This is a genomic window from Serratia rhizosphaerae (genome assembly GCF_009817885.1).
GTDB lineage: Bacteria > Pseudomonadota > Gammaproteobacteria > Enterobacterales > Enterobacteriaceae > Serratia_B > Serratia_B rhizosphaerae.
This window is the reverse complement of record NZ_CP041764.1, coordinates 3,812,085-3,838,923: the sequence shown is the minus strand read 5'-3', so window position 1 is coordinate 3,838,923 and position 26,839 is coordinate 3,812,085. Positions and strand designations below refer to the sequence as shown.

General features: G+C 60.6%; 24 protein-coding genes. 1 reads left to right on the top strand and 23 read right to left on the bottom strand.

The features are described from left to right. Positions 1-24: 24 nt before the first annotated feature. The 13 genes from menE to FO014_RS17800 all read right to left on the bottom strand — a co-directional run bounded on the left by menE (position 25) and on the right by FO014_RS17800 (position 13,502). The gene (gene menE, locus FO014_RS17860; protein ID WP_160030483.1) at positions 25-1,416 is read right to left on the bottom strand and encodes an o-succinylbenzoate--CoA ligase; all 1,392 of its coding nucleotides are present in this window, start codon (positions 1,414-1,416) and stop codon (positions 25-27) included. Then, on the bottom strand, positions 1,404-2,387 hold the full coding sequence (gene menC, locus FO014_RS17855) for an o-succinylbenzoate synthase (RefSeq protein WP_160030482.1): 984 nt from the start codon (positions 2,385-2,387) through the stop codon (positions 1,404-1,406). The genes menE and menC overlap by 13 nt, the downstream gene beginning before the upstream one ends. Beyond that, on the bottom strand, positions 2,387-3,244 hold the full coding sequence (gene menB / locus FO014_RS17850; RefSeq protein ID WP_160030481.1) for a 1,4-dihydroxy-2-naphthoyl-CoA synthase: 858 nt from the start codon (positions 3,242-3,244) through the stop codon (positions 2,387-2,389). The genes menC and menB overlap by 1 nt, the downstream gene beginning before the upstream one ends. Positions 3,245-3,255: 11 nt before the next feature. After that, a complete protein-coding gene (gene menH / locus FO014_RS17845) occupies positions 3,256-4,023 on the bottom strand; it encodes a 2-succinyl-6-hydroxy-2,4-cyclohexadiene-1-carboxylate synthase (RefSeq protein WP_160030480.1) in 768 nt (255 codons plus the stop codon). Next, positions 4,023-5,696 (bottom strand): 2-succinyl-5-enolpyruvyl-6-hydroxy-3-cyclohexene-1-carboxylic-acid synthase, encoded by a 1,674-nt coding sequence (gene menD / locus FO014_RS17840; protein WP_160030479.1) that lies wholly within the window; start codon positions 5,694-5,696, stop codon positions 4,023-4,025. Before menD ends, menH begins: the two co-directional genes overlap by 1 nt. A 286-nt stretch (positions 5,697-5,982) precedes the next feature. Beyond that, entirely contained in the window at positions 5,983-7,299 is a 1,317-nt protein-coding gene (gene menF / locus FO014_RS17835) for an isochorismate synthase MenF (RefSeq protein WP_160030478.1), read from the bottom strand. A 151-nt stretch (positions 7,300-7,450) separates the two neighbouring features. Next, positions 7,451-7,762 (bottom strand): stress response protein ElaB, encoded by a 312-nt coding sequence (gene elaB / locus FO014_RS17830; protein WP_160030477.1) that lies wholly within the window; start codon positions 7,760-7,762, stop codon positions 7,451-7,453. Positions 7,763-7,902: 140 nt separating this feature from the next. Then, a complete protein-coding gene (locus FO014_RS17825; protein WP_160030476.1) occupies positions 7,903-8,394 on the bottom strand; it encodes a DUF1097 domain-containing protein in 492 nt (163 codons plus the stop codon). Beyond that, entirely contained in the window at positions 8,391-8,579 is a 189-nt protein-coding gene (locus FO014_RS17820; protein WP_160030475.1) for a hypothetical protein, read from the bottom strand. The genes FO014_RS17825 and FO014_RS17820 overlap by 4 nt, the downstream gene beginning before the upstream one ends. A 29-nt stretch (positions 8,580-8,608) precedes the next feature. Beyond that, positions 8,609-9,847: an MFS transporter gene (locus FO014_RS17815; RefSeq protein WP_160030474.1), complete on the bottom strand. Its 1,239-nt coding sequence runs from the start codon at positions 9,845-9,847 to the stop codon at positions 8,609-8,611. 430 nt (positions 9,848-10,277) lie between these two features. Continuing rightward, positions 10,278-11,150, bottom strand: coding sequence for a DMT family transporter (locus FO014_RS17810; protein WP_160030473.1), 873 nt, complete (start codon positions 11,148-11,150; stop codon positions 10,278-10,280). Between the two features lie 55 nt (positions 11,151-11,205). Continuing rightward, positions 11,206-11,634, bottom strand: coding sequence for a cupin domain-containing protein (locus FO014_RS17805; RefSeq protein WP_201282880.1), 429 nt, complete (start codon positions 11,632-11,634; stop codon positions 11,206-11,208). Positions 11,635-11,678: 44 nt separating this feature from the next. Continuing rightward, the gene (locus FO014_RS17800; RefSeq protein ID WP_201282879.1) at positions 11,679-13,502 is read right to left on the bottom strand and encodes a thiamine pyrophosphate-binding protein; all 1,824 of its coding nucleotides are present in this window, start codon (positions 13,500-13,502) and stop codon (positions 11,679-11,681) included. 309 nt (positions 13,503-13,811) lie between these two features. Here FO014_RS17800 and FO014_RS17795 point away from each other — a divergent pair, with 309 nt between their 5' ends. Beyond that, positions 13,812-14,687: a LysR family transcriptional regulator gene (locus FO014_RS17795; RefSeq protein ID WP_160030472.1), complete on the top strand. Its 876-nt coding sequence runs from the start codon at positions 13,812-13,814 to the stop codon at positions 14,685-14,687. 59 nt (positions 14,688-14,746) lie between these two features. Here the strand turns inward: FO014_RS17795 and nuoN are convergent, their stop codons facing one another. The 10 genes from nuoN to nuoE all read right to left on the bottom strand — a co-directional run bounded on the left by nuoN (position 14,747) and on the right by nuoE (position 26,839). Next, positions 14,747-16,204 carry an NADH-quinone oxidoreductase subunit NuoN gene (nuoN, locus tag FO014_RS17790; RefSeq protein WP_105231925.1) on the bottom strand — a complete coding sequence of 486 codons (1,458 nt, stop codon included), beginning with the start codon at positions 16,202-16,204 and terminating at the stop codon, positions 14,747-14,749. A gap of 6 nt (positions 16,205-16,210) precedes the next feature. Continuing rightward, on the bottom strand, positions 16,211-17,740 hold the full coding sequence (gene nuoM, locus FO014_RS17785; protein ID WP_105231926.1) for an NADH-quinone oxidoreductase subunit M: 1,530 nt from the start codon (positions 17,738-17,740) through the stop codon (positions 16,211-16,213). A gap of 97 nt (positions 17,741-17,837) precedes the next feature. After that, complete coding sequence (gene nuoL, locus FO014_RS17780) at positions 17,838-19,685, bottom strand: NADH-quinone oxidoreductase subunit L (protein ID WP_160030471.1); 1,848 nt, start codon at positions 19,683-19,685, stop codon at positions 17,838-17,840. Continuing rightward, entirely contained in the window at positions 19,682-19,984 is a 303-nt protein-coding gene (gene nuoK / locus FO014_RS17775; protein WP_004960562.1) for an NADH-quinone oxidoreductase subunit NuoK, read from the bottom strand. The genes nuoL and nuoK overlap by 4 nt, the downstream gene beginning before the upstream one ends. Continuing rightward, the gene (gene nuoJ, locus FO014_RS17770) at positions 19,981-20,541 is read right to left on the bottom strand and encodes an NADH-quinone oxidoreductase subunit J (protein ID WP_105231928.1); all 561 of its coding nucleotides are present in this window, start codon (positions 20,539-20,541) and stop codon (positions 19,981-19,983) included. The genes nuoK and nuoJ overlap by 4 nt, the downstream gene beginning before the upstream one ends. A gap of 13 nt (positions 20,542-20,554) precedes the next feature. Beyond that, positions 20,555-21,097: an NADH-quinone oxidoreductase subunit NuoI gene (nuoI, locus tag FO014_RS17765; RefSeq protein ID WP_015673152.1), complete on the bottom strand. Its 543-nt coding sequence runs from the start codon at positions 21,095-21,097 to the stop codon at positions 20,555-20,557. 14 nt (positions 21,098-21,111) lie between these two features. Then, entirely contained in the window at positions 21,112-22,089 is a 978-nt protein-coding gene (gene nuoH / locus FO014_RS17760) for an NADH-quinone oxidoreductase subunit NuoH (protein ID WP_105231929.1), read from the bottom strand. After that, the gene (gene nuoG, locus FO014_RS17755) at positions 22,086-24,821 is read right to left on the bottom strand and encodes an NADH-quinone oxidoreductase subunit NuoG (RefSeq protein ID WP_111738031.1); all 2,736 of its coding nucleotides are present in this window, start codon (positions 24,819-24,821) and stop codon (positions 22,086-22,088) included. The genes nuoH and nuoG overlap by 4 nt, the downstream gene beginning before the upstream one ends. Positions 24,822-24,944: 123 nt before the next feature. Then, entirely contained in the window at positions 24,945-26,288 is a 1,344-nt protein-coding gene (nuoF, locus tag FO014_RS17750) for an NADH-quinone oxidoreductase subunit NuoF (RefSeq protein ID WP_160031432.1), read from the bottom strand. Beyond that, positions 26,288-26,839 carry an NADH-quinone oxidoreductase subunit NuoE gene (gene nuoE / locus FO014_RS17745; protein ID WP_105231930.1) on the bottom strand — a complete coding sequence of 184 codons (552 nt, stop codon included), beginning with the start codon at positions 26,837-26,839 and terminating at the stop codon, positions 26,288-26,290. Before nuoE ends, nuoF begins: the two co-directional genes overlap by 1 nt.

Below are 26,839 nucleotides of genomic sequence, written 5' to 3'. Positions count from 1 at the left end.
CAGGGGCCGTTTCTATCCGGCCCCTTATTGACTCGCCGCCCGCCACTGTCGGCTGGCCCACTCCTGCACCTGCCGTCGCGCAATCTTGATGCCACCGCTTTTTAACTGCTCCGGCAAATGCCACAGCGCCACGGGCCGCTGGAAATTCGCCAGCCGATCCTGCGCCCACAGCAGCAGCGCTTCCAGCGACAGCGCGCCGTCCCCTTCAATCACCGCTGCCGGACGCTGACCGAACTCGGCGTCATCCACCGGCACCACGAACACCTGCGAGATTTGCGGATGCGCCGCCAGCACCCGCTCCACATCCTCCGGCTGCACGCCCTCGCCGCCGCTGAAAAACAGATTATCCAGACGCCCGATAATACGCAGCTCGCCCTGCGCCATCACGCCGCGATCGCGGCTGTGGAACCAGCCCTGCGCATCGCCAATCGGCTGCAGCCGGCCGTCGCGCCAGTATCCCAGCGCCATGCTCGCCGCGCGGATCCATATTTCTTCATCCACCAGCCTGATTTCCCGCCCTGCCAACGGCAAACCGACGCCCGGCTGCGCATCGGCACGCTTGGCGCACACCGTCGAGGCAAATTCGGTCAGGCCGTAGCCGCACCAGCAGCGGATGCCTTTGGCCTCCGCCTGCTCCGTCAGGGAGACCGGGATCATTGCGCCGCCAAGCAGCACCTCTTTCAGCGCCAGTGACGCCTGCGGCTGACTGAGCAAACGCCACAGCTGAGTCGGCACCAGCGACGCGTGGCTGCAGCCGGCCAGCGCCTGCGCCAACGGCATTCCGGCTCGCACCACCAGCTGCGCCCCCGCCGCCAGCCAGCGCCAGATGATGCCCTGCCCGGAAACATGATACAGCGGCAGCGACAGCAGCCAGCTGTCGCCGGGCTGAAACGCCATCAGCTGCAGCACACCTTCCGCGCTGGCCAGATGCCCGGCGCAGCTGTGCGCCGCGGCCTTGGGCAGACCGCTGGAGCCGGAGGTCAACGTCAGCGTCGCCAGGCGTTGGGGTTGCCAGCCGATGTCGAGCGGTTCGCCGCCGCCGGCCGCATCGGCGTCCAGCACCGACAGCCCGCCTATCTCCGCCGGCGTCCCATCCGGCGCTACGGCGAACCGGATATCCAGCGCCGGCAACAGCGCTTCCCGCGTCCGCAACGGCAGCGCCGGATTCAGCGGCAGCAGCCGGGCGCCGCACTGCAGCAGCGCCAGATAGGCCAGCAGCAGCGGATAATCATTCTTACCGCACAGCACCACGCCGTAGCCCGGCGTCACGCCCTGACGCTGAAAGCTCGCCGCCAGCGCATCGATCCGCTGGCGCAACTGCCGCCAGCTTACCGCTTCCTGGCCTACCGTCAGCGCGGTGTCCGCCGGCCGCAGCCGCGCCCAGTAACGCCACGGCCAGTCGTTCAACTGCGCCATACGCACTCCAGCGCATCCGTCTCCAGCAGCGGCAGCGGGCTATCCGGCCAGCGCCGCAGCAGTTGCGCCTGCATCAGCCCCAGCGTATCCAGCCCCGGTACGGTATCCGGCGTCATCCAATGCGCCATCCGCGCCAGTTGGGTCAACCCCAGGCTGGACTCAATGCTGGAGCTTATCACCGCCGTCAGCCCGGCCTGATGCGCCTGCTGAATCAACGCGCGGCAGCGGTTCAGGCTGCCGGTCAGCGTCGGTTTTATCACGATGGCCGCCACGCCCGGCTCGGCCTGCACCACAAAATCCGCCTCGCGCACGCTTTCATCCCAGGCGATGGCGATACCGCTCTCCTGCGCAAAGGCACGCGACTCTGCGCGGGTTTTGCAGGGTTCTTCAATAAACGCGATGCGCTTGCGCCACGCCGGGTTGACGTATTTGGCGAAGCCGGCGGCCCGCGACGGCGTCCAGCTGCGGTTGGCGTCCAGTCGCAGACGCAAATCCGGCAGCGCCTCCAGCAGCATATTGACCACCATGCCGTCACGTACCGCTTCATACAGCCCGACCTTCACCTTGGCGATCTTGTCGCCCGGCAGCGCCGCCAGTTCGGCAAACAGCGCATCGGGGTCGCCGGTGCACAGCGGCGCCTTGCGGTAATCGGCGTCGGCCGGCAACTGCTGCCCGCACTCCGCCAGCGCGCAGCTGACGCCGAACGCCACCGACGGCAACCCGCTCTCGGCCGGTAAATCGCCGTCCAGCCAGCCCGGCAACCAGGCCAGCAGCGCCTGCTGCGCCTGCTCCAGCGTCTCGCGGCTGAATTCCGGCAGCGGCGCGATCTCGCCCCAGCCGCTGCGTTCGCCCTGCTGCAGATGCACCAACAGCCCGTCGCGCGTTTTAAGCCGCTGGTGACGCAGCACCACGCCCGCCTCCATCGGCAGGCAATAACGGTAAACGCCGGCACTACGCTCAGGGGCCGTCATTACGGATTACGCTTGAATTTGCTAAAGTCAGGCTGGCGCTTTTCGTTGAACGCATTACGCCCTTCCTGCCCTTCGTCGGTCATATAGAACAGCATGGTGGCATTGCCTGCCAGCTCCTGCAGGCCGGCCTGACCGTCGCAGTCGGCATTCAGCGCCGCCTTCAGACAGCGCAGTGCCATCGGGCTGTTCTGCAGCATCTCGCGGCACCAGCGCACCGTCTCTCTTTCCAGCTCGGCCAGCGGCACCACGGTATTGACCAGCCCCATATCCAGCGCCGCCTGCGCGTCATACTGACGGCACAGGAACCAGATTTCCCGCGCCTTTTTCTGGCCGACAATGCGCGCCATATAGGAAGCGCCCCAGCCACCGTCAAAGGAGCCAACTTTCGGGCCGGTCTGGCCGAATATCGCGTTGTCCGCCGCAATGGTCAGATCGCACATCATATGCAATACGTGACCGCCGCCGATCGAATAGCCCGCCACCATCGCCACCACCGGTTTCGGGCAGGTGCGGATCTGGCGCTGAAAATCGAGCACGTTCAGGTGGTGCACGCCGCTGTCGTCCTGATAGCCGCCGTAGTCGCCGCGCACCTTCTGATCGCCGCCGGAGCAGAACGCCTTGTCCCCCGCGCCGGTCAGGATAATCACGCCGATGCCGTCGTCGTAGCGCGCATTGCTGAGCGCCTCAATCATCTCTTTTACCGTCTGCGGACGGAAAGCGTTGCGCACCTGCGGGCGGTTGATGGTGATTTTCGCGATGCCGTCGTGTGACTTGTGATACAGGATATCGCTGAAGTCGCCGCTACAGTCTTGCCAGTCGATGGCGGCGTACAGGTATTCTTCATTCGGATAAAGCATGTTCGATTCCTTTAAGCAGGATTAACAAGAAAATCATTCAGCTGCGCGGCAAACGCGCGCGGATTGGCCAGATGCGCATTGTGCCCGGCCTGCGCGACGGTGCGCAGCGGCAGACCGGCCGTGCGCGTCAGCGCTTGAAATTTGTCGTCATCGGCACCGCACAACACCAGTTTCGGCAGTTGCAGCCGCCGTAACTGCGGCGCCAGCCAGGGCTGACGCCCCAGCGAGGTGGCCTCCAGCATCGCCGCCACCGCCGGACCATCATTGCGCGAACGCGCTTCAATCAGCGCCTCGCGATGAGGCGCGCTCAGTTCGTGAAACACCGGCTGCCGATACCAGTCCGCCAGCACCTGCGGCAGCGGTTCGCTACGGAAACGCGCCGCCCAGCGGGCGTCGTGATCACAACGCTGACGGCGCAGTTCATCGCTGGTCAGCCCCGGATTGCCGCCTTCAATCACCAGCCCCTGCAAACCGGCCGTTTCGCCGTAGCAGGCGTGATACATGGCAATGCGTCCGCCCAGCGAATATCCCACCAGCCAGTAACGCTCAATCTTATGCTGCCGCAGCGTCGCGCCAATCTGGCGGCTGACCTCGGCAAAGCTATGGCAGCGCTGACCGACCGATTCGCCATGCCCCGGCAGATCGATGGCCAGCGACGGCCATTGCGCGCAGCGGGCGGCGATCACCCGCCACTCATTATTGTTGCCCAGCAGGCCATGCAGCCAAACCAGCCACGGACGCTGGCGCTCGCCCTGCTGCAGTATGCGTGCGGCCAGCATCAGCGCGCCGCCATCTGCGCCAGCAGGCGCTGCAAGGTTTCCGCCCCCGCGGCAGGCGTGACCTGCAGCTCAATCAGCGTCGCGCCGCGATGACGCCAGCCGCGCTCAACCGCCTGTTGCAGCGCTTCCCAGTCGCTAACCTGCGCATACGCCAGCTGGAACATGGCGGCGGCATGGCTAAAGTCCACCGCCTGCGGCATACAGTAAAAACGTTCTCTTTCCTCTTCCGGCGTCGGCAGCAGCGAAAAAATTTGTCCGCCGTTGTTATTCACCACCACAAGCAGCGTCGGCGCCGAGCATTGACGCAGCAACGCCAGTGAGTTCAGGTCATACAGCGCGGATAAATCGCCCACCAGCGCCAGCGTGGGTTTGGCGCCGGCGCGCTGTATGCCGGCGGCGGTGGAAATCAGGCCGTCGATGCCGCTGGCGCCGCGGTTGCTGAACACCGGATAGCCGGCAGGCAACTGCGCCAGCGCGTCAACCAGCCGAACCACCAGGCTGTTGCCCAAAAATAGCTGCCCGTTCTGCGGCAACAACTCCGGCAGGCGATGCGCCAGCTGCGCTTCGCCGAAATGGTGATAAACTTCGCCCGCCACCGTCTCGAGCGCGTCGTGCGCCAACGCAGGCAACTCAGCGGCCCAGGGCGCACGCGGCAGCGCCGGATGCTGCGCCAGCCAGTCACTGACCGCAGTACAGATACGCCGGCCGCAATGCTGCGCCGGATCGAGCCGCCCCGGCAGGGCGTCAATCAGCCAATATTCTTCCGGTTGGCAGTCCGCCTGCCACTGCAGCAGGCGTTTTCCCGTCAGGCTGCCGCCGAACTGAATCACCAGCTGCGCATTGTCCAGCACTTGGCGCGCCCGCGGCTGCGCCAGCCACAGGTCGGCACAGGGCAGCGGCTGACCGGTCTGCGACAGTACGTCGCCAATCAGCGGCCAGCCCAGCGTCGCCGCCCACTGCGCCAGCTGAGCGCCCTCTTCGGCGCTGATGCGCCCGGCCACCACCACGCCGCGCTTTTGCCGCCAGAAGAACCAGTCCGGCTGCGGCGGTGCCTGAAGCGCCCCCATCTCACGCAGCCACGGCTGACTGCCCACCCACCAGTCGCCCAGCGCCGCAGACCACTCGGCATAGTGCCGCTCGTCACCGCCATACAGCGGCTCGGCAAACGGACAGTTAATATGTAGCGCGCCGTGCGACAGCCGCGCCATCGCATCGTCGACGGTAGAAACCAGCCAACTGGCGGGGATATCCGGCGTTGGCCGTGGTAAATCGATGCTGAGGGTCGGATGGGAAGCGTACAGGCCGCGCTGGCGAATCGCCTGATTGGCGCCACAGTCGATCAGTTCCGGCGGCCGGTCGGCGGTGAGAAACACCAGCCGCTCCCCCGTCAGCCCGGCTTCAATCAGCGCCGGATACAGGTTGGCGGCCGCGGTGCCGGAAGTGACGATCACCGCCACCGGATCGCGAGCGGCCTTCGCCAGCCCGAGCGCCAGATGGCCCAGCCCGCGTTCATCAAAATGGGTATGGCAAATAAAAGCAGGATTGGCGGCCGCCGCCAGCGTCAGCGGCGTTGAACGTGAGCCTGGCGCAATACACACATGCCGCACGCCGTGGCGGGACACCGCCTCCAATAACAACGCCGCCCAGCGGCGGTTAAAAATACTTGTCGACATAGTTGGCTCACAAGTCACAGCGATCGGCCGGGAACATAACCATCGCGGCCCAATTCACTAAAAGTCATTAACAAGAATTATATGAGCAGTTATCCCGGGAACTCTTGCGCCAGCGCAAAAACACGCAATATCCCGATGGCAGGAAATGCGGCAAATCCCTCTGCCGATCAATTTTAGGGATTTATATCCGTCATGCTTCCCGTTACAGGCGTGTTAGCTGCACTCAGCCCCCCGCATCACTTACCTGTGTCAACACATCGGGACGCCTTCCCTTGCCGCCTGCCCGTCACTCGGATGCTTTAGGGGATATACGCGCAGTTAATTCAGCGGCATCTGCCTCTGGTGGCAGCAGACTGCGCAGCGCCGCCGCCTTGTTGTCCAGCTCCTGCCACTCCTGCTGCGGATCCGAACCGCTGACGATGCCGGCACCGGCATACAGCTGCAGGCTATCGTCGTCAATCTGGCAGGAACGCAGCGCAACGCAAAACTCAGCGCGCCCGGCGGACAGATAACCGGCGCAGCCGGCGTACCAACCGCGCTCCACCGGCTCATGGGCGGCGATAAATACCCGCGCCGCCTGGCGCGGCAGGCCGGCAACCGCCGCCGTCGGCTGCAGGCGCTGCAGGCAATCCGCATCATCCGCCGTCTGCAGCTGCCCGGTAATGCAACGACGTAAATGCTGAACCTTACGTAAACGCAGCACTTCCGGCGGCTGCACGTCCAGCGCGCTGACGCTGCCCTGCAGGCGCTGGCAAATATCATCCACCACCAGCAGGTTTTCATGCTGATTCTTCCGATCGTCCAGCAACCACTGCGCCAGCCGCTGCGCCCGAACATCATCGCCGTCATTAGCAACCGTGCCGGCCAGCGCCTCGGTCAGCAAATGTCGTCCGTCACGCAGATAGAGCCGTTCCGGGCTGGAGCCGAGGAAGGCCGAACGCGCGCTAAAGCGCAGCATAAAATGGTAGCAGCAATGATTAACCTGCCGGCTGGCCGCCATCAGCACGGGGGCGGACAGCGGCTGCGTCAGCGTAAGCCGGCTGCTGCGCGCCAGCACCACCTTATCCAAACGCCCTGCGGCGATCGCCGTCAGCGCCTGCTGCAGCATCTGCATCCAACCGGCGGCATCGGGACGGTGCTCCACCGCCGCAACCACAGTCTGCAGCGGCGCGAGCGGCGTCACCGGCGCCAAGGCCGCCAGCCAGTCATCCGTCGCGGCGGCATCTTCCGTAAACAGGTTAAGCGTCACACTCGTGCGATTATCACGCCTCAGCCACGTCAGCCGTGGTAAAAACAGGTAGGACGGGCCGTCAAACGCCGTTAACCCCCAGACGCGCGCCGCAGGGTTCGCCGCAATAAACGCCTGCGCGGCGGCCGCATCACTGAACTGCCGCAGCGCGCCGCACACCGCCGCCTCTTCCTGCTCATCCCGATGGCGCCAGTAAAATTGCGGGAAAGTGGATTGCGCCGCCAGCCATGCCAGCACATCGTCGCTGAGCACGTCGCTCACGGGGAGGGAAATCTGCCGGAAGCCGCTGCCGTCCGGGGAAAGCTGCGCCAGCCGCTGACGCAACTGCCGCAACAAGGCTGAGATATGTTCCACCGCCACCTCATTAACCAAACAAAACGTGGGGGATTATACGGTAAAACCGCGAGAGAGTCGGAAAAATAAAGTCCGGCGACAAGGCAGAAACAGGGCGGGCAAGAAAGAGAGAACAGGCGACCGCAGCACGGCCGCCTATCAGCGCGACGGTTTATTTCCGGGCCAGCAAGAGTCCGAAGACCAAACCGATCGTCGCGCCAATACCCACGCTGTGCCAAGGATTATCATGCACATAGTCGTCGGTACGGTGCACCGCTTCTTTGGCGCGCGCATAATACCCTTCGGAAGCGCCGCTCAGGCGCGCCTTGACCTCTTTCAGCGCCTGCTCCGCATGGCTCTTAATATCCACATAAGCCTGATCGGCGCGGTCGCCCGAATAGTCCAACACTTCCTGCAGGGTATCGCTGAGCATGCGCAGATCGTCATCAAGGGTGGTACGACTTTCGTCCGTATATCTTGTCATTTCACCGTTCTCCATTGTTGTCGCCGCCGGATTTCAGCGCCGCGCCGAGATCCGTACGGCATAGCAGGTTCGCCGTCCCTAAACTATAGACAACAATTGCCGGCGCTCGCCAGACGAATAACGGCAAACGCGCCCCCCGTTCAGGCATCCCCCGCCGTCGAGGCCGCAGGCAACGCCGCCCGCCGTCCGCGCGTCGCCAGCCAAAGGCCGCTGTTTTTCATCGCAAAGCCGAACAGCAACCCCACCAGCAGCGACAGCGTCACCAGACGCCACTCGCCGCCGCCGGCAAAGGTGGCACAGGCGCCGATAAAGGTGCCCGGCACAAAATTAAGCCACTGTTGCCAGGCCTGAATGCACATCAGGAACGCCACCACGCCGGTCAGCACATAGCCAAGCAGGCTCCAGGCCGGCTCAAGCGCGCTGCCGTGAATAATCAGCATCGCCCAGAAAACGCCGCTGCAGCAGGTCAGCGTGCTGACCAACAATCCCTTTACGCCGCCCTGCGGACAGGCGAAATACGCCGTGCAGCCCAAAAAGCCCGCCCAGCTAATCAAGCCGAGGCTGAGCGCAACCCAGCCCCAGATGCCAGAAAGAATGCCGGTGGTAACGGCAATGGCAACAAGTACATTCATAATACCGACCCTGGTAAAAAAGAAGCGTGCAGTTTACCGAAAAGCCCCCGGCTGTATATGATCGCGATCAGCAAACGCATGTAATAAGCGGCGGATGGCAAGGCGCGCAGCAGCGGGAAAAAGGCAAAAAAAAACCAGCGTGCAAGCACGCTGGAAATGACACACAACAACACCAGGGAAATCATCGGTCGTACAGTACGCGGTTAACGCACGTTTAGCGCGGGAACCCCGCTCGCGTCACCAGCAGTCCCAAGACGAGACATACCACTGCACTGACCATAAACAGTAAATTCACCGCCAGCTGCAGGCTGGCATGGTCGATAACAACCCCCAACAGGATTGGCACCCAGTTGGCGATATAAGCAATCACATAAAACAGCGAAATCAGTCGCGCATGGCTGGATTTTGGTGAAATCAGATTCACCAGCGTCGCGCTGCCGACAAAAATCGCACCATAAGCATAGCCGGCAATTACCATTCCGGCAGCGGCCAGACCCAGCGAGTGGATCTGAATCGCTTCGGCAAACACCACCACCGACAGCGCCTGCGCCAGACAGCCAAACATCAGCGAGTGACGCGCGTTAATCCGGCGGCTCAGAATCTGGCTGATACCGGCAATCACCAGATAGACCGCAATCACATAGCCGTACATACCACGGCTGTGCATACCCAGCAATTTTTCCGCTACGTTCGGACCAATCGCCAGAATGCTGGCGGCCACCGCCCAGCAGGTAAACAACGCACCGGCGCAAAGATAAAACTTGATGCCGGTAGCGCGCAGGCCGTCAGCCAACGAGCTCTTTACCGGTGCCGCCGCGCTGGTCTGCGCATTTCCCGCCGGCGCCACCGCCGCCGGCCACTTCAGCATCACACCCAGAGCCGCTACCGCCGCAACCGCCATAATAATGATAAACGGCAGTGACGTGGTGTAAAACCCTGTCTGCAACGCCAGACCGCTAAAAATCGGCCCCAGCGCCAGGCCGGTGGTGAAGGACAGCGTAGCAATCAGCGCCGCCACTTTACCGCCGTCTTTAGGCCCGAAGCGCACCAGCGCAATGTTCGCCGCACCGGTTAAAGCACCGGTGCCGATGCCGGCCAACAGGCGCGCCATGAACATCATCACAAATGAATCCGCCATGGCAAACAACAGCGCGCCGGCTAATACCACCAGCAGGGCCGGTACGATCATACTGCGCAGGTCACGTACTTTGCCGGCCATATTGCCCACGCCGAACAGCGAAATCAGCACGCCACCGGCATAAGCGCCATAAATAATAGTCAGACTGACTGACGTTAAACCCAACTCATGTTGATAAAGCGGATACAGCGGCGTCGGCGCACTGCTATTTAAGAGTGCCGACATTAACGCCAGCGCCAAAAATAGCAAAATGGCAAAGTGCGACGCACCCGATTTCACTTTAGCGGCTTCTTCTACGGCCACTCCGTCAGACATTTCTTTCTCCTGAAACTCGCGGCGCATGGCCGAAATAAACACACCCTCCTGAAAACCAAAACGTATCAGGAAACGCGTTTATCATACCGTTCAGGAATAACCGCAAAAATAGCCAAGAATGCATCAGGGTGATTCAATTATGCATACCGGCTGTCAGCCATAGACTATCGTACGCTATCAGACGAATACTTTATAAGTATCTATTATTACTGTTAGTTACGCATAAACCTAGCCCTGCCGATGGATAAATTACGCATAAGGATATAAGAGAATTGACTAAGCGATAAATGAAATTTACCTTTATTTATTGCATTACATGCTAAAAATAAGTGAAAGAAATAAAAGTAAAAAAAATGAAAAAGTGAAATGGCGCGCGCAGCACCGCACGCCAAGGCATGAGGACAGCGTTGACCGCGTCCCGTTGGGGGGCTTAATCCTGCGCCGCCGCGGCCGAACGGCGCACCTTCACCGGTGCACGCCGCAAAATCGCCAGACCACCGGAAAGAATAATCAGCGCCATGCCTACGGCGGCAATATTCGACTGTTTCTCATCAAAGATCAGATAGCCGAGCAGCGTAGAGAAGATAATCGTGCTGTAAGAAAGAATGCTGACAATCACCGGGTTGCCGCTGCCGTAAGCGCGCGTCATGGTAATCTGCCCCAGGCTGCCGAAAACGCCAATTGCGCAGACATTGAGTAAGGTAATGGCATCCAGCGCGACAAAGCCGATGGCGCCGGCCATCGCTAACCCCACCAGCGTGCCGACCAGAGAAAAATAGAACACCACCCGCAGTTCCGGCTCACCGGTGCGCACCAGTTTGCCCACGTTAAAATAGGCCAGCGCGGTCAGCAGGCCGGACAACAGGCCTATCAGCGTCGCCGCATACTCGCCGTGCGGCATATCCGGTCGCAACAGCACCAAAATGCCGACAAAGCCCAGCAGGACCGAAAACAGCAGTTTGCCGGTCAATTGACCTTTGGCGGTGACAAAAGTAATCACCGATTGAAAAATCGGGTTGGTGTAACCCAACGTCGTCGCGGTGGCGATCGGTAAATGAATCAGGGAATAGAAACCGCAATACATCGCCACATTGCCAATCGCCGCACGCTTCATATGCAACCCCAGATGCCGGGTGCGGAAGCCGAGATTCTTGATCTTTATCAGCGCCGCGACAATCAGCACATTGATGAACGAGCGGTAAAAGATAATGTCAAAAAAACCAACCTTCGCCGACGCCAGTTTTATGCTGGCGCCCATCAGCGCAAAAAACACGCTGGCCACCAACATCCATAACGCAACCATAAATTCCTCATTAATATCGGGTCGGACAGATCGCCGGCTTATACGCCGGGATGGATTATTTGGCTTCGGCGATGGTCAGCGGGCGGTTATCCGAACAGGCAAAAAACACCAGCATCTCCGCCCCCTGCGCACCGGCCTGGCCCTGATGGACGATGTCAACCGTATCGGTGAACGAATCCCCCTGGCGGAAAGTTCTCTTTTCGCCGGTCTTCGCCACCGTCAGCGAGACACTGCCCGCAGTCATGTGCACCGCGCTGATGCAGGGGTGCGTATGCCAGGCCAGCACCCGATTTGGCTCCACCGTCACCTTCAGCATGGTGATCTGCGGCGCGCCGGCGGGATAATGACCGTACCGCGTCCCTTCCCATGATTTTTCAGTCTTCAGCAACGTCTCTTTATTAATGCCTTCACCATGGGTCTCTTCCGCCAGCGCATTCATACAGGCCACCATCATGGCCGCCATAACGCCCGAACGACACATCATTGTTATCACTCCGCATCTTATAAAAACAGCGTGAATACTCCCGATCATTGTTCCCGGATACGCTGCTCATATTCAGCAACGCTCTCGGCATAGTAACGATTGGGCGCCCGATGGTTTCCTACCATCATTTCAATCAGATACGGTCCGTCATGCGCCGCGGCGGCGGCCAGTGCGTCATCCAGCTCGGCCAGCGTGGCGGCCCTGGCGGCAGCCACGCCCAGACTGCCGGCAAACGCCCGCCAGTCGTGCGACGGCAGCGCGGTGTACGCCTCTCCTACGCCGCTCTGCTGTAACGTGTCGATATGCATCGCGCCATGCGCGCAGTTATTCATCACCAAAAACGTCATTTTCAGACGGTAGCGGGCGGCGGTCTGTATCTCCATCCCGTGCATCAGCATACAGCCGTCGCCGGTCACCACCAGACAGTCGCGCTGCGGCGCCGCCAGCTTAATGCCAATCCCGGCGCAAATCGCCCAGCCCATCGGTGCCAGCGCGCTGGAGGTATGATAATCGCCAACGCCGTTGCTTTGCCAATGGTGAGCCATAAAGATACGATGCGCCCCGGAGTCCACGACCACATTGGCGTCTGCCGCGGTGCGGCAGCGCAAATGCTCAATCACCTCGCCGGGATACAGATGTTTTTCCCCCGCCATCATGCGCGCCGTCCGGTCCGGCTGACGCTGCTCAAGCGGCAACTGGCTGACGTATTCAATCCACTGATTACGCAGCTTATTGACGCAGGCAAGATGCGGATCATCAGCGTTAACCACCGTCAGCAGATGCCGCAGCGAAGCGCTCAGGCTGGAGAAAATCTGCACGTCCGGCTGATAGTGCGAGCTGACTTGATCGAAATCTTCATCAATCACCACCAACGTTTTGGTGCCGTGCAGTTTCGGATGCCAGTTCAGGCTGTCACGCTGATTGAGATCGCACCCCAACACCAGCAGCACATCGACGTCGTCGCCATTGATGGTTTCCACCGCCCGGGTATGGCCGGCAAAGCCGTACAGGCCCAGCGCCAGCGGGTGCCCCTCAGGAAACGCCCCTTTCCCCGCCAGCGTGGTGGCAACCGGTAAATGATATTTCTCCGCCACCTGACGCAGCAAATCGGCGTCCTGCGGATTATTCACCCGGCTGCCGGCCAGGCAGGCGATATTCAGGCCACGCAACAGATAATCATCCAGCACCGCGTCCAGCGCCGCCAGATCAATCGCCGTTTCACGGCGACGCAACGCGCCCGGCGTCGGCGACTCCGGCGCAGGACGCTTTTGTATATCGACCGGCACGCTCAGATAGGTGCGCCCTTTCCGCTGGCCGTTCAGGCATGACAGGCTGCGGCGCAGCTCGTGCCGCAGCGTATGCGCCTGCTTTACCTCGATGGCGTTGGTCAACAGGGGTTTGACAATGGTCAGCTCATCGATGCCGCTGTTGCTGCCGTCCTGGAACGCGCCCTGCGCTTCATGGTGCGTGGCAATGCCGCCGGCCAGATACATCACCGGAATTTTATCCGCCTGCGCCGCCGCCATCGCCGGCAGGAAGTTCATGGTGCCCGGTCCGGAGATACCCAGACAAACGCCGAAGTTGCCGCTGGCGCGCGCATAGCCGTCGGCCATAAAGCCGCAGGCGGTTTCATGGGCAGCAACGATCCCGGCGATCGCAGAATCGTCAATAGACTTAATCAATGGATAGATCAGTTTGCCCGGCACCAAAAAGATATGCTGAATGCCGCGCTCGGCGAGCGCCTGGATAATGACGTCGGCATTATTACCGTGTAGCGCGGGTTTAGCGACGGTCGGGAAGCCGCCTGCTTTCGCACCCGCGTTAGCCAATGCTGCGGGAACGCACGTATTTTCTGCGTGAGACGCCATATTCAATGTCCAGTCACAATAGAGAGTCGAGCGAATCTCCATCAGGCGCTGCCGCCTATCGAGACTGGCTCCAATGAATCGGCCAACGATGAAATGTGCGGGGGATCACGCCAGCTCATCCGTTAGCATAAAGTTCGGCAGGTAAAAATAAAGATGCAAAATTGCTTCACAATGATGCATTTTTTTATACCATAAAACATAATAGATAATTATGATACGGCTGCCTCATTTTTAGCGCAACCCCCATTGCACCACGGATAAGCCAATACAACCCTAGTGGTATCCCGCCGCTCTCATAGAAGGAAGTCGTTGATGAATTGGGATGATGCCCGCTTTTTCCTCGCCGTAGCCCGCTGCGGCACTTTACGTAAGGCCGCAAATGAGCTACACGTCGACCAGGCCACCGTCGGGCGACGCATTTCCGCCTTTGAGGAATCCCTGGGATCCAAATTATTTATCCGCACGCCCAAAGCATTTTCCCTCAGTCCGCTGGGCGAGGAGATGCTGGCGGACGTGATGAATATGGAAAACGCCGTACAGGCCATCGCCCGCAAGGCGACCAGCGGCGATGAAAGCCTGTGCGGCAATGTGCGCATCGCCACCACCGACACCCTGGCCGAAGCCTTCGTTATCCCGGCGCTGCAAAGGCTGCGCGAGCAGCACCCGCAGATCACCGTGACGCTGCTGACCGCGGTGAATATCTCTGATATTTCCTATCGCGGCGCCGATCTGGCGATCCGCGGCGCGCGCCCGGATTCCGATGAACTGATTATCAAACGGCTGGCGACCATTGAGATGGGGCTGTACGCAACGCAGCACTATCTGGACGTTCACGGCATGCCGGTCAAGGGCGAACATCTGCGCGGCCATAATCTGCTGATGTTTCCGCGTGAACTGGTGCCGCGTCACTGGAGCAGCTTCTGCGGTGAAACGCTGATCGACCCCAACGTGGTGCTGCAGTGCAACTCGCAGCTGCTGTTGCGCTCAGCCACCCGCAACGGCCTCGGCATCGGCCTGCTCTCCTCATTCCTGGCGGATAACGATCCTGAACTGGTGCGGATACTGCCGGAAAATCAGGACTGGGTGGATATCTGGCTGGTGCTGCATCCCGATCTGCAGCGCGCCGCGCGGGTACGCGCGGTGGTACAGGCGCTGGAAACCTCCTTTCAAAACTATCCGCAGTAATTGCCTGCGGGCATAAAAAAAGGTCGCCGCGGCGACCTTTTTACGTTTACAACGCGCTATCAGAACAGCGGCTGCGCCATCTGCACCAGCGTAATCAGCGGCTGCGGATAGATACCCAGCACCAGCACCAGCGCGGCGGAGATCAGCACCACCACCCCGCCGGCGGTCAGCGCCCAGTTACGCGGCGTATCGCGCGACAGCGTTTCCGGCGCGTTGAGGTACAGGCTGACGGTCACACGCAGATAGTAGTACAGGCCAATAGCGCTGCCCACCACTACCGCGCCGGTCAGCCACCACAGGTGCGCGCTGACGCCCATCGCGATAACGAAGAACTTACCGATAAAGCCCAGCGTCATCGGGATACCGGCCAGCGACAACATCATCACCGTCATTACCGCCGACAGAATCGGTTTATGCCAGAACAGGCCGCGGTAGGAGAACAGTGAATCGGCATCCGGCCCGCTGTACGGACTGGACATCAGGCTGACCACGCCGAAGGCGCCCAGGCTGCTGAACAGATAACCGGCCATATAAACGCCGACGGTCTCCAGCGACAGCTGATGGGTCTGCACCGCAATCAGCGCCACCAGCAGATAGCCCAGGTGAGCAATGGAGGAGTAGCCCAGCAGACGCTTGATATTGGTCTGGCTGATCGCCATCAGGTTACCGAACAGGATAGAGCAGAAGGCGATAATCGCCAGCACCGTGCGCAGCGCTTCGCTGTCGGCCGCCGGCGCGTACAGGAACAGACGCATCACCACCGCGAAGATGGCGATTTTGCTGGCGGTGGCCAGGAAGGTGGAAACCGGCGCGGGCGCCCCCTGATACACATCCGGCGTCCACAGTTGGAACGGCACCAGCGACAGCTTGAAGCCCAGACCGACGATCATCATGCCCATCCCCGCCAGAACCAGCGGCTGGTGCATCATGTTTTCACCGAGGCTCTTACCGAGACCGGACAGCGCCAGCGTGCCGGATTCCGCGTACAGCAGCGCCATGCCGAACAGCAGGAAGCTGGAGGCGGCGGCGGACAGCAGCATGTACTTGATGGCGGCTTCCAGCGGACGCTTCTGGCGATAGGCGTAGCCCACCAGACCAAACAGCGGCAGCGAGATCAGCTCAATCCCCAGGAACAGCGAGGCCAGGTGATTGGCGCTCGCCAACAGAATGCCGCCCAGCGCGGCAATCAGCACCAGCAGATAGAACTCTTCGCGGTTGTCCGGGTAGCCGACCAGCCATGGATAGGCAAAGGTGCAGGTGGCCAGACTCGCCAGCAGCACCAGCCCGGTGTAGAACATGGAGTAACCGTCAACCCGCAGCAGCGGGGTAACGTCCATCGGGCCAGCCTGGCCGACAAAGTACAGCGAAAGCAGCGCCAGGTTAAGACCGATCACGGTCAGGGTCGCGTTGATAAAGTGGTCGCGTCGCCACGCAATGCCTAGCATCACAACCACCACCGTCAATCCGACGATCAACAGCGGCAACAGTGCGATCAGTTGTTGAGGAGTTATTGTCATGGCGAATTACGGCCTTGTTGTTGAAATTGCAGAAACTGACGAACCAAACCAGTGTTGCACGTTGCTCATTGCGGCAGCAGAGGTATCCAGAATCGGCTGCGGGTAAACCCCCAGCAGCACCAGCAGAACCACCAGCAGCAGAATGATGAACAGTTCGCGTGCGGTCATGCCCGGCAGCGGCTGGTCAGACTTTGGCGTGCCGTAGTAGGCGCGCTGCATCATGATCAGCGAGTAAACCGAAGCAAACACCAGACCGAAGGTAGAAATCACGGTGATCACCGGTACGACCTGGAAGCTGCCGAACAGGATCATAAATTCACCGACGAAGTTACCGGTGCCCGGCATCCCCAGCGTAGCAACCGCGAAGAACAGCGACAGCGCGGGAATATATTTGATACGTCCCCACAGGCCGCCCATCTGGCGCATATCACGGGTATGCAGACGCTCGTACAGCTGACCGCAGATGATGAACATACCGGCCGCAGACAGGCCGTGCGCAATCATCTGAATCACCGCGCCCTGGTAAGCCAGCTGGCTGCCGGTGTAGATGGCAATCAGTACGAAGCCCATGTGAGACACCGAGGTGTACGCGATCAGGCGCTTGATATCGGTCTGCGCGAACGCCATCCAGGCGCCGTAGAAGATGCCGATAACGCCCAGCCACATGGCGATTGGCGCAAACTCGGCAGACGTTTCCGGGAACAGAGGCAGGCTGAAACGCAGCAGGCCGTAGGCCGCGGTTTTCAGCAGGATGCCCGCTAGGTCAACGGAACCGGCGGTCGGCGCCTGGCTGTGCGCGTCCGGCAACCAGCCGTGCAGCGGCACCACCGGCATTTTCACCGCGAAAGCGATGAAGAAGCCCAACATCAGCAGGTATTCCACGTTGTGCGACATCGGCGTTTTCAGCAGATCTTCATAGTTGAAGGTCCAGACGCCGGTAGCGTTGTAGTGCACGAAGACCAGGCCCAGAATCGCAATCAGCATCACCAGACCGCTGGCCTGGGTATAGATGAAGAACTTGGTGGCCGCGGTGATACGGGTTTTACCGTCAGACGCCTTGTGACCCCACAGCGCGATCAGGAAGTACATCGGCACCAACATCATTTCCCAGAAGAAGAAGAACAGGAACATGTCGATAGCGAGGAACACGCCGATAACGCCGCCCAGGATCCACAGCAGGTTCAGGTGGAAGAACCCCTGATACTTCTGAATCTCACGCCAGGAACAGAGAATCGCCAATACGCCCAGCAGGCCGGTCAGCACCACCATCAGCAGCGACAGACCGTCCAGCGCCAGGTGGAAACTGATGCCGAAACGCGGGATCCACGAGCGCAGGTACACTTCCTGCCACTGCGGAATGCCCTGCGGCGTGGTCAAGGTATAGCCGCCCTGCAGCCACAGTTGCAGCGAGAGCGCCAGTGTCAGCCCCATTGTAATCAACGCGATCCAGCGCGGCACCTTGGTGCCGAAACGCTCGAACTGCCAGCTCAGCAGGCCGCCGATAAAGGGGATAAGAATTAGCCAAGGTAATAGCATGGCGTTTTGTGTCCCTAATATGAATAATCTAAAACATGTATCTGGCCCTTGTTTATCAAGGGCCGAACCCAAAATTACGTCTGCTTAAATTATTCAGTTAAACCAAAATCAACAGCGCCAATACGACCACTGCACCCACACCCATAGACGCGATATACCAGCGCACCTGTCCGTTTTCACTGACCGTCAGACCGCGGTTGCCCCAGCGGGAGAACACCGCCGGAATGTTCATCAGGCTGTTCAGCGGATCGCTTTGCAGCAGACGCGCGACGCCCAGATAAGGTTTGACGAACACTTTGTCATACAGCCAGTCGAAGCCCCAGGCGTGGAACCACCAGGTCGAGAAGAAGCGGCCCGGCGCACTGGCGGCCACGCTGCTGACCAGGCGACGTTTGCCCAGCCACAGCGCCGCAGCCAGCAGAATGCCGATAACCGCGACCACCCCGGAGGTGATTTCAAGCTGCAGCACGCTGCCGTGCGCCAGTTCGGTGGTTGCCGGCAGTACGCCCTGCAGCGGCGGAGCAATCATCGCGCCGACGAAGGTGGACAGCACCAGCAGAACCAGCAGCGGTAGATGGTGAGTAATGCCCTTGCCCGCATGCGCTTTAATCTGCTCTTTACCGTGGAACACGATGAAGATCATGCGGAAGGTATACAGTGAGGTCATAAACGCGCCGACCAGACCGGCAATCATCAGGTTGATATGGCCGTTGGCCATCGCCCCCGCCAGAATCTCATCCTTACTGAAGAAGCCGGCGGTCAGCAGCGGCAGCGCCGACAGCGCCGCGCCGCCCACCAGGAAGCAGACGTACACCAGCGGAATGCTCTTACGCAGGCCGCCCATCTTGAAGATGTTCTGCTCATGGTGGCAGGCCAGGATCACCGAACCGGACGACAGGAACAGCAGCGCCTTGAAGAACGCGTGGGTCATCAGGTGGAAGATCGCCGCGTCCCAGGCCTGTACGCCCAGCGCCAGGAACATATAGCCGATCTGGCTCATGGTGGAGTAGGCCAGCACGCGTTTGATGTCGGTCTGCACCAGCGCGGCGAAACCGGCCAGCAGCAGGGTCACCGCCCCGACGATGCCCACCAGGTTCAGCACTTCCGGCGCCATCAGGAACAGGCCGTGAGTACGGGCGATCAGATACACGCCCGCGGTCACCATGGTGGCGGCGTGGATCAGCGCCGATACCGGCGTCGGGCCGGCCATCGCGTCCGCCAGCCAGGTCTGCAGCGGCAGCTGCGCCGACTTACCGACCGCACCGCCCAGCAGCATCAGGGTCGCCCAGGTAATCGCGGTGTCGCCCATCGCCAGTTTCTGCGGTGCCAGCACCATCAGCTCGCGGAAGTTCAGCGTACCCAGCTCGTGGTACAGAATAAACAGCGCAAAGGCCAGGAACACGTCGCCCACGCGGGTGACGATAAAGGCTTTCATCGCCGCCGCGCCGTTGGCCGGATCTTTATAGTAGAAACCGATCAGCAGGTAGCTGCACAGGCCCACGCCTTCCCAACCCAGGTACATCAGCAGCAGGTTATCCGCCAGTACCAGAACCACCATGCTGGCGATAAACAGGTTGGTGTAGGCGAAGAAGCGCGAGTAGCCCTCTTCGCCACGCATGTACCAGGACGCGAACATGTGGATGAAGAAACCAACGCCGGTCACCACCGACAGCATGGTCAGCGACAGGCCGTCCAACACCAGCGTTACGCCGATATTGAAGTTGCCGACCGTCATCCAGTTCCACAGGTTTTGCTCAAACAGCTCTACACCGGCGGCTTTCTGGCTGAAGAAATCCATCGCCGCGTAAAGGGTGACCACCGCCGCCAGGCCGATTGAGCCGACGCCGACGGTCGCCGCCGTATTTTCAGACCAGCGGCCGCGTGAAAACGCCAGCAGCAGGAACCCGATCAGCGGCAGCAGAATAGTTAAATATAATAGGTTCATCCGCGCATCTCACTGACAGTATCAATATTCAGGGTATGACGACGACGGTAGAGCTGGAGCAACAGCGCCAGGCCGATACTGGCCTCCGCCGCCGCCAGACTGATGGCCAGGATATACATCACCTGTCCGTCCGCCTGACCCCAGTAGCTTCCCGCCACGATAAACGCCAACGCCGCGGCGTTGATCATCACTTCCAGACTGATCAGCATAAACAGCAGGTTACGGCGGATCAGCAACCCGGTCAGCCCGAGTACGAACAGAATCGCCGCCAGAATCAGCCCATGTTGAAGAGGGATCATGCTTGCTCCTCCGATTTTCTTTTCGCCATTTCGCTGCTTGCCGGGGCGTTGCTCAGCACTTCGCCCGGCTTGTGCTCACGGCCAATATGGAAGGCAACCACCAGGCCGGCCAACAGCAGCATTGAGGCCAGCTCGACCGCCAGTACGTAAGGGCCGAACAGGCTGATGCCGACCGCCTTGGCGTCGACCATCTCGCCGCTGATGCCCTGGTCGGAGACGCTGCGAATGGCGATAACCAGCACCACCAGCAACACCAGCGACATCAGGCCGGGGCCAATCCACACCGACGGCTTCAGCCATTCGCGTTCCTGCTGCTGCACCGCATTGCCGAGGTTCAGCATCATCACCACGAAGACGAACAGCACCATGATGGCGCCGGCGTAGACGATGATTTCCAGCGCGGCGGCAAAATAGGCGCCCAGTGAGAAAAAGACTGCCGAGATCGCCAACAGTGAGACGATTAAATACAGCAGCGCATGCACAGGATTGGTATGCGAAATCACGCGAAGCGTCGCGAGAATCGCAATCAAACCTGCCAGATAAAATGCAATTTCCATGCTTGCTGGCTCCTTACGGCAACAGGCTTTTCACGTCGATCGGCTTGGCTTCGTTTTCGGCTTCGCCTTTCGCTTTGCCGTCGATCGCCATACCGGCCATCCGGTAGAAGTTATATTCCGGATATTTACCCGGGCCCGAGATCAACAGATCTTCTTTCTCATACACCAGATCCTGGCGCTTGAATTCGCCCAGTTCGAAATCCGGCGTCAGCTGGATTGCGGTGGTCGGGCAGGCCTCTTCACACAGGCCGCAGAAAATGCAGCGCGAGAAGTTGATGCGGAAGAACTCCGGATACCAACGGCCATCTTTCTGTTCTGCCTTTTGCAGCGAAATACAGCCGACCGGGCAGGCAACCGCACACAGGTTACAGGCGACGCAGCGCTCTTCGCCGTCCGGATCGCGCGTCAGCACGATGCGGCCACGGTAGCGCGGCGGCAGGTAAACCTCTTCTTCCGGATACATCCGGGTTTCGCGTTTGGCGAAGGCGTGCATGCCAATCATCCAAATACTGCGTACCTGGGTGCCGAAACCAACCACTAACTCTTTCAATGTCATGGTTTATTCACCCCTTATTGAGCGTTGTACAAAATAACTGCGGCGGTCGCCAGCAGGTTCAGCAGCGTCAGCGGCAGGCACACTTTCCAGCCGAATGACATCACCTGGTCATAACGCGGACGCGGCAGCGCGGCGCGGATCAGGATGAACATCATCATGAAGAATGCCGTTTTCAGCGCGAACCAGATGAACGGCGGCAGGAATGGCCCCTGCCAGCCGCCGAAGAACAACGTCACAATCAGGGCGGAAACGGTCACGATGCCGATATATTCCCCCACGAAGAACAGACCGAATTTCATACCGGAATATTCAATGTGGTAACCGTCGGCCAGTTCCTGCTCCGCTTCCGGCTGGTCAAACGGATGGCGGTGACACACCGCCACGCCGGCAATCGCAAAGGTTACAAAACCAAAGAATTGCGGGATGACATTCCAGACGTGAGCCTGTGATTCAACGATGTCCTGCATGTTGAATGAACCTGCCTGCGCCACAACCCCCATCAGCGACAGGCCGATGAACACTTCGTAGCTCAGGGTTTGTGCCGAGGCACGCATCGCCCCCAACAGCGAGTATTTGTTGTTGCTCGACCAGCCGGCGAACAGCACGGCGTAGACCGCCAGACCGGCCAGCATCAGGAAGAACAGAATACCGATGTTGAGATCGGCCACCGCCCAGGTCGGGCTGACCGGAACGATGGCAAATGCCAGCAGCAAGGAAGTAAAGGCGATCATCGGCGCCAGGGTGAAGATCACCCGGTCGGAGAAGGTCGGAACCCAGTCTTCCTTAAAGAACATTTTGATCATGTCGGCGACCAGCTGCAGCGAGCCGCCCCAACCGACGCGGTTTGGCCCGTAGCGGTTCTGGAACAGGCCGAGCAGGCGGCGTTCGCCGAAACTCATGAACGCCCCGCAGGCGACCACGACCAGCAGGATCACGACCGCTTTCAATACGGCGATCAATATGTCGATCACCTCAGGGGTAAACCAGCTCATCGTACCGCCTCCCGCAGATTTTCAACCTTCGCACCCGCCAGTACCGGCGGGATCCCTGGCAAGCCGAGCGGCAAACCAACCTGGCCCTGGGTCAGGGTTTCACTCAGGCGCACCGGCAGACGCAGCGTCTGACCCGCACAGCTGAACTCCACCAGCGCCCCTTCGTTAACGCCCAGGCGCGCGGCGTCGGCCGGGTTGACCATCGCATACGCCGCCGGCATACGCTGCTGGATCACCTCGGAACGCTGCGACATCTCGTCGCTGCCGAACAGGTGGTAATACGGCGCTACCTGCCAGCCTTGCGCATTAAATGCGGCAGGCACGTTGGTGAAGTAGCCAAGGCTGCCCTCCCCCGCTTCGATCAGGCGCACGCCCGGATCGCCGTGGCGCAGCTTGCCCCCGACCTCGGCCTGGAATTTGTTCCACGCCTGCGGTGAGTTCCAGCCTGGCGACCAGGCGAACGGGATCTGCTGACGATCGGCCAGCGGGCTGTTGTTCCCTTCCATGGAGAAGGCGAACATGGTGTCTTTATCCTGCGGCTGACGCGGTTCATGCACGCTGATATTGGCGCGCATCGCGGTGCGGCCGCTGTAACGGTGCGGTGAACGCGCCAGTTTCTGCCCGCGGATGCGGAAGCTGGCGTCCGGCGCGGCATCCTTGATGCCCTGCAACTGCGGCAACGCCTCGACGCAGGCTTCAATCACATCGTCAAGCTGGGTCCAGTCCACGTGACGGCTGGTATAGGTGGAGTGCAGCGAGTGCATCCAGCGCCAGCTCTCCAGAATTTCCGTCCGCACGTTGTTTTTGGCGTCATCGTAGTAAGCCGGATCGTAAACCTGGAAGAAGCGCTGCGCGCGACCTTCCTGGTTGACCAGCGTACCGTCGCTTTCGGCAAAGCTGGCGGCTGACAGCACCAGGCTGGCTTTGTCCATAATCGCGGTGCGCTGGTGATCGGCGACGATCAGGTTGCTGACCTTGGCGAGCGCGGCGTCGATCTTGTCCGCCGACGCATGCCGGTACAGATCGTTCTCCATCACGATGGCGGTGTCGGCCTGGCCGTCCGCCAGCTGCGCCAGCGCCTGATCGAGCGAACCGCCGCCGATCATCGCCAGCCCCATGCTGTTGGCAGCGCCGGCCACCAGGGTGATGCCCACCTCGGAGCCGCGTCCCTTCAGCGCGGTGGCAATGTTGGCCGCCGCTGCGATCACCGCGTCGCTGCCGGCGCTGCTGCCGGTCACGATCAGCGGTTTACGCGCGCCGGTCAGCGCCTGCACGATAATGTCGACTTTCTTGTTCAGATCGTCCGTCAGGCCATCGACCGCCGGCGCCGCCGCGTCCAGCGCGTGCGCAATGGCGAAGCCGAGACGCGCCTGCTCATCGACCGGCGCACGGTAGTTCCAGGCGGCGATATCATCCAGACGGGTGCTGTCGACGTTGGTGACGAACAGCGGGTATTTGGCATGCTGGCCGATGTTCTGCACCGCCGCGATCTGCCAGTCGGCCACGCGCTGCGCCGCCGCCATCGCCCGGGCTTTGCCTTTCACCGCCTGACGTACCGACAGTGCGATACGCGCGCCGGTTTGCGTCAGGTCTTCACCCAGCACCAGCACCGCGTCGTACTCTTCGATCTCACGCAGCGCCGGCGTATGCACGCCGCTGTTTTGCAGCACGTTGAGCATCAGTTCCAGACGCTGCTGTTCCGCCTGCGCAATGCCGGTATAGAAGTTCTCGGCGCCGACCAGTTCACGCAGCGCGAAGTTGCTTTCCAGGCTGGCGCGCGGCGAGCCAATGCCGATGGTTTTCTTGGCCTGACGCAGAATATCCGCCGCCCCTTCCATCGCCTGCTCGGCGTTCAGCGCAATCCAGTCATTGCCGCGCAGCTGCTGCGGCTGACGAGGACGGTCCTTCAGGTTGACGTAGCCATAGCCGAAGCGGCCGCGGTCACACAGGAAGTAGTGGTTCACGCTGCCGTTGTAACGGTTCTCAATGCGGCGCAGCTCGCCATAGCGCTCGCCCGGGCTGGTGTTACAGCCGATGCTGCACTGCTGGCAGATGCTTGGCGCAAACTGCATGTCCCATTTACGGTTGTAGCGCTCGGAGTGGGTTTTGTCGGTAAAGACGCCGGTCGGGCACACTTCCACCAGGTTGCCGGAGAACTCGCTTTCCAGCGTGCCGCTTTCCGGGCGGCCGAAGTAGACGTTGTCGTGCGCGCCGTAGACGCCGAAATCGGTGCCGTCGGCATAGTCTTTGTAGTAACGCACGCAGCGGTAGCAGGCGATGCAGCGGTTCATCTCATGAGAGATAAACGGCCCCAGCTCCTGGTTCTGGTGGGTGCGTTTGGTGAAGCGGTAGCGGCGGAAGCTGTGGCCGGTCATTACCGTCATATCCTGCAAATGACAGTTGCCGCCCTCTTCACACACCGGACAGTCGTGCGGGTGGTTGGTCATCAGCCACTCAACCACGCTTTCGCGGAACTGTTTGGCTTCGTCGTCATCGATGGAAATGAAGGTGCCATCGGACGCCGGCGTCATACAGGACATCACCAAGCGGCCGCGCGTGTCTTCCGCATTTTGGTATTGCTTTACCGCACATTGGCGGCAAGCGCCGACGCTTCCCAGCGCCGGGTGCCAGCAAAAGTAAGGAATATCGAGGCCGAGGGAGAGACAGGCCTGTAACAGGTTGTCTGCTCCGTCAACGTCGTATTCTTTGCCGTCTACATGAATCGTAGCCATAGTCAGCATGCTTCCAAATGGCCTGCTTTGCGGCAGGCGTTAATCAAAAATTCTGTTATCCCTGCGTACTGCCCCGGCGGCACCGTTGGCCGCCCGCGGACGTACGGCGGGCTAAAAGCGGGCTTACCAGCGTTGCTTCAGCAAGTTGTTGGCCTGAATACCGCTGATGGCATGAGCATTGCTAAAATGCTGTACGGCGATACCGGCTTCAAACTCGTCACGGAAATATTTAATTGCGCTTTGCAGCGGCTCTACGGCGCCCGGCGCGTGTGCGCAGAAGGTTTTACCCGGGCCAAGGAAACGGCACAGCTGCTCCAGGGTTTCAATATCTCCCGGCTGCCCTTCGCCGTTTTCCAGCGCACGCAGGATTTTCACGCTCCACGGCAGACCGTCGCGGCACGGGGTACACCAGCCGCAGGACTCGCGCGCAAAGAACTCTTCCAGATTGCGCACCAGGGAAACCATGCCGATTTCGTGATCGACCGCCATCGCCAGCGCGGTGCCCAGACGGCTGCCGGCCTTGCCGATCGTGCCGTATTCCATCGGCAGATCGAGGTGGTCGGCGGTCAGGAAGTCGGTCCCCGCCCCGCCCGGCTGCCAGGCTTTGAATTTCAGGCCGTCGCGCATGCCGCCGGCGTAATCTTCCAGAATTTCACGCGCGGTGGTGCCGAACGGCAGCTCCCAGACGCCCGGGTTCTTCACCCGGCCGGAGAAGCCCATCAGCTTGGTGCCTTTGTCTTCGCTGCCGGAAATACCGGTATACCACTCCACGCCGTTGGCCAGGATCGCCGGCACGTTGCACAGCGTCTCTACGTTGTTGACGCAGGTCGGCTTGCCCCAGACGCCGGCGGAGGCCGGGAATGGCGGCTTGGAGCGCGGGTTGGCGCGGCGGCCTTCCAGCGAGTTGATCAGCGCCGTCTCTTCGCCGCAGATATAGCGGCCGGCGCCGGTGTGGACAAACAGCTCGAAATCGAAGCCGCTGCCCATAATGTTTTTGCCCAGATAGCCCGCTTCGGTGGCTTCGGCGATGGCGCGACGCAGACGTTCCGCCGCTTCGACATATTCACCGCGCAGGAAGATGTAGCCGCGGTACGCCTTGAGCGCAAAGGCGGAGATCAGCATGCCTTCCACCAGCAGGTGCGGCAGCTGTTCCATCAGCAGGCGGTCTTTGTAGGTGCCCGGCTCCATCTCATCGGCGTTACACAGCAGGTAACGGATGTTCATGGTTTCGTCTTTCGGCATCAGGCTCCACTTCAGACCGGTGGAGAAGCCCGCGCCGCCGCGCCCTTTCAGGCCGGAGTCTTTGACCAGGCTGACGATTTCATCCGGCGCCATGCCTTTGATGGCCTTTTCCGCTCCCGCGTAGCCGTTTTTGCTGCGGTATTCATCCAGCCACACCGGCTGTTTGTCGTCGCGCAAACGCCAGGTCAACGGATGCATCTCGGGAGTGCGTACAATGTCTTTGATCATTGGTACTGCTCCAGTAGATTATCGATATCTTCAGGCTTCAGCTGACTGTGAGTATCCTCATCAATCATCATGGTCGGCCCTTTATCGCAGTTGCCCAGACAGCAGGTCGGCAGCAGCGTGAAACGACCATCGCCGGTGGTTTGCCCCGGCTTGATGTTCAGTTTCTTCTCGATCGCGGCCTGAATGCCCTGGTAACCGGTGATGTGACACACCACGCTGTCACAGTAGCGAATCACGTGACGTCCTACCGGCTGACGGAAAATCTGGCTGTAGAACGTGGCAACGCCTTCTACGTCGCTGGCAGGAATGCCCAGCACTTCTGCGATGGCATAAATCGCCCCATCCGGTACCCAGCCGCGCTGCTTCTGCACAATTTTCAGCGCTTCAATCGAAGCGGCGCGCGGATCTTCGTAATGGTGCTTTTCATGCTCAATCGCATCACGCTCTGCCGCACTCAGCTCAAACGCATCAACGCCGCTCGCTGGAGCGGCCGCGTCGATAGGCTCAGGCACATGGTGACTCACGTGATTATCTTTTTGATCATGCAT

Coding starts and splice junctions, on each gene's coding strand:
- FO014_RS17810 (WP_160030473.1), bottom strand. CDS start 11,150: ATGGTTGCGTTATGGATGTTGGTGGCCAGCGTGTTTTTTGCGCTGATG.
- FO014_RS17825 (WP_160030476.1), bottom strand. CDS start 8,394: ATGAATGTACTTGTTGCCATTGCCGTTACCACCGGCATTCTTTCTGGC.
- nuoK (WP_004960562.1), bottom strand. CDS start 19,984: ATGATCCCTCTTCAACATGGGCTGATTCTGGCGGCGATTCTGTTCGTA.
- FO014_RS17805 (WP_201282880.1), bottom strand. CDS start 11,634: ATGATGTGTCGTTCGGGCGTTATGGCGGCCATGATGGTGGCCTGTATG.
- FO014_RS17820 (WP_160030475.1), bottom strand. CDS start 8,579: ATGATTTCCCTGGTGTTGTTGTGTGTCATTTCCAGCGTGCTTGCACGC.
- nuoM (WP_105231926.1), bottom strand. CDS start 17,740: ATGCTATTACCTTGGCTAATTCTTATCCCCTTTATCGGCGGCCTGCTG.
- FO014_RS17800 (WP_201282879.1), bottom strand. CDS start 13,502: ATGGCGTCTCACGCAGAAAATACGTGCGTTCCCGCAGCATTGGCTAAC.
- nuoH (WP_105231929.1), bottom strand. CDS start 22,089: ATGAGCTGGTTTACCCCTGAGGTGATCGACATATTGATCGCCGTATTG.
- FO014_RS17815 (WP_160030474.1), bottom strand. CDS start 9,847: ATGTCTGACGGAGTGGCCGTAGAAGAAGCCGCTAAAGTGAAATCGGGT.
- menC (WP_160030482.1), bottom strand. CDS start 2,387: ATGACGGCCCCTGAGCGTAGTGCCGGCGTTTACCGTTATTGCCTGCCG.
- menE (WP_160030483.1), bottom strand. CDS start 1,416: ATGGCGCAGTTGAACGACTGGCCGTGGCGTTACTGGGCGCGGCTGCGG.
- nuoI (WP_015673152.1), bottom strand. CDS start 21,097: ATGACATTGAAAGAGTTAGTGGTTGGTTTCGGCACCCAGGTACGCAGT.
- nuoJ (WP_105231928.1), bottom strand. CDS start 20,541: ATGGAAATTGCATTTTATCTGGCAGGTTTGATTGCGATTCTCGCGACG.
- menB (WP_160030481.1), bottom strand. CDS start 3,244: ATGCTTTATCCGAATGAAGAATACCTGTACGCCGCCATCGACTGGCAA.
- elaB (WP_160030477.1), bottom strand. CDS start 7,762: ATGACAAGATATACGGACGAAAGTCGTACCACCCTTGATGACGATCTG.
- menD (WP_160030479.1), bottom strand. CDS start 5,696: ATGTCGACAAGTATTTTTAACCGCCGCTGGGCGGCGTTGTTATTGGAG.
- nuoL (WP_160030471.1), bottom strand. CDS start 19,685: ATGAACCTATTATATTTAACTATTCTGCTGCCGCTGATCGGGTTCCTG.
- nuoG (WP_111738031.1), bottom strand. CDS start 24,821: ATGGCTACGATTCATGTAGACGGCAAAGAATACGACGTTGACGGAGCA.
- menH (WP_160030480.1), bottom strand. CDS start 4,023: ATGCTGGCCGCACGCATACTGCAGCAGGGCGAGCGCCAGCGTCCGTGG.
- nuoE (WP_105231930.1), bottom strand. CDS start 26,839: ATGCATGATCAAAAAGATAATCACGTGAGTCACCATGTGCCTGAGCCT.
- nuoN (WP_105231925.1), bottom strand. CDS start 16,204: ATGACAATAACTCCTCAACAACTGATCGCACTGTTGCCGCTGTTGATC.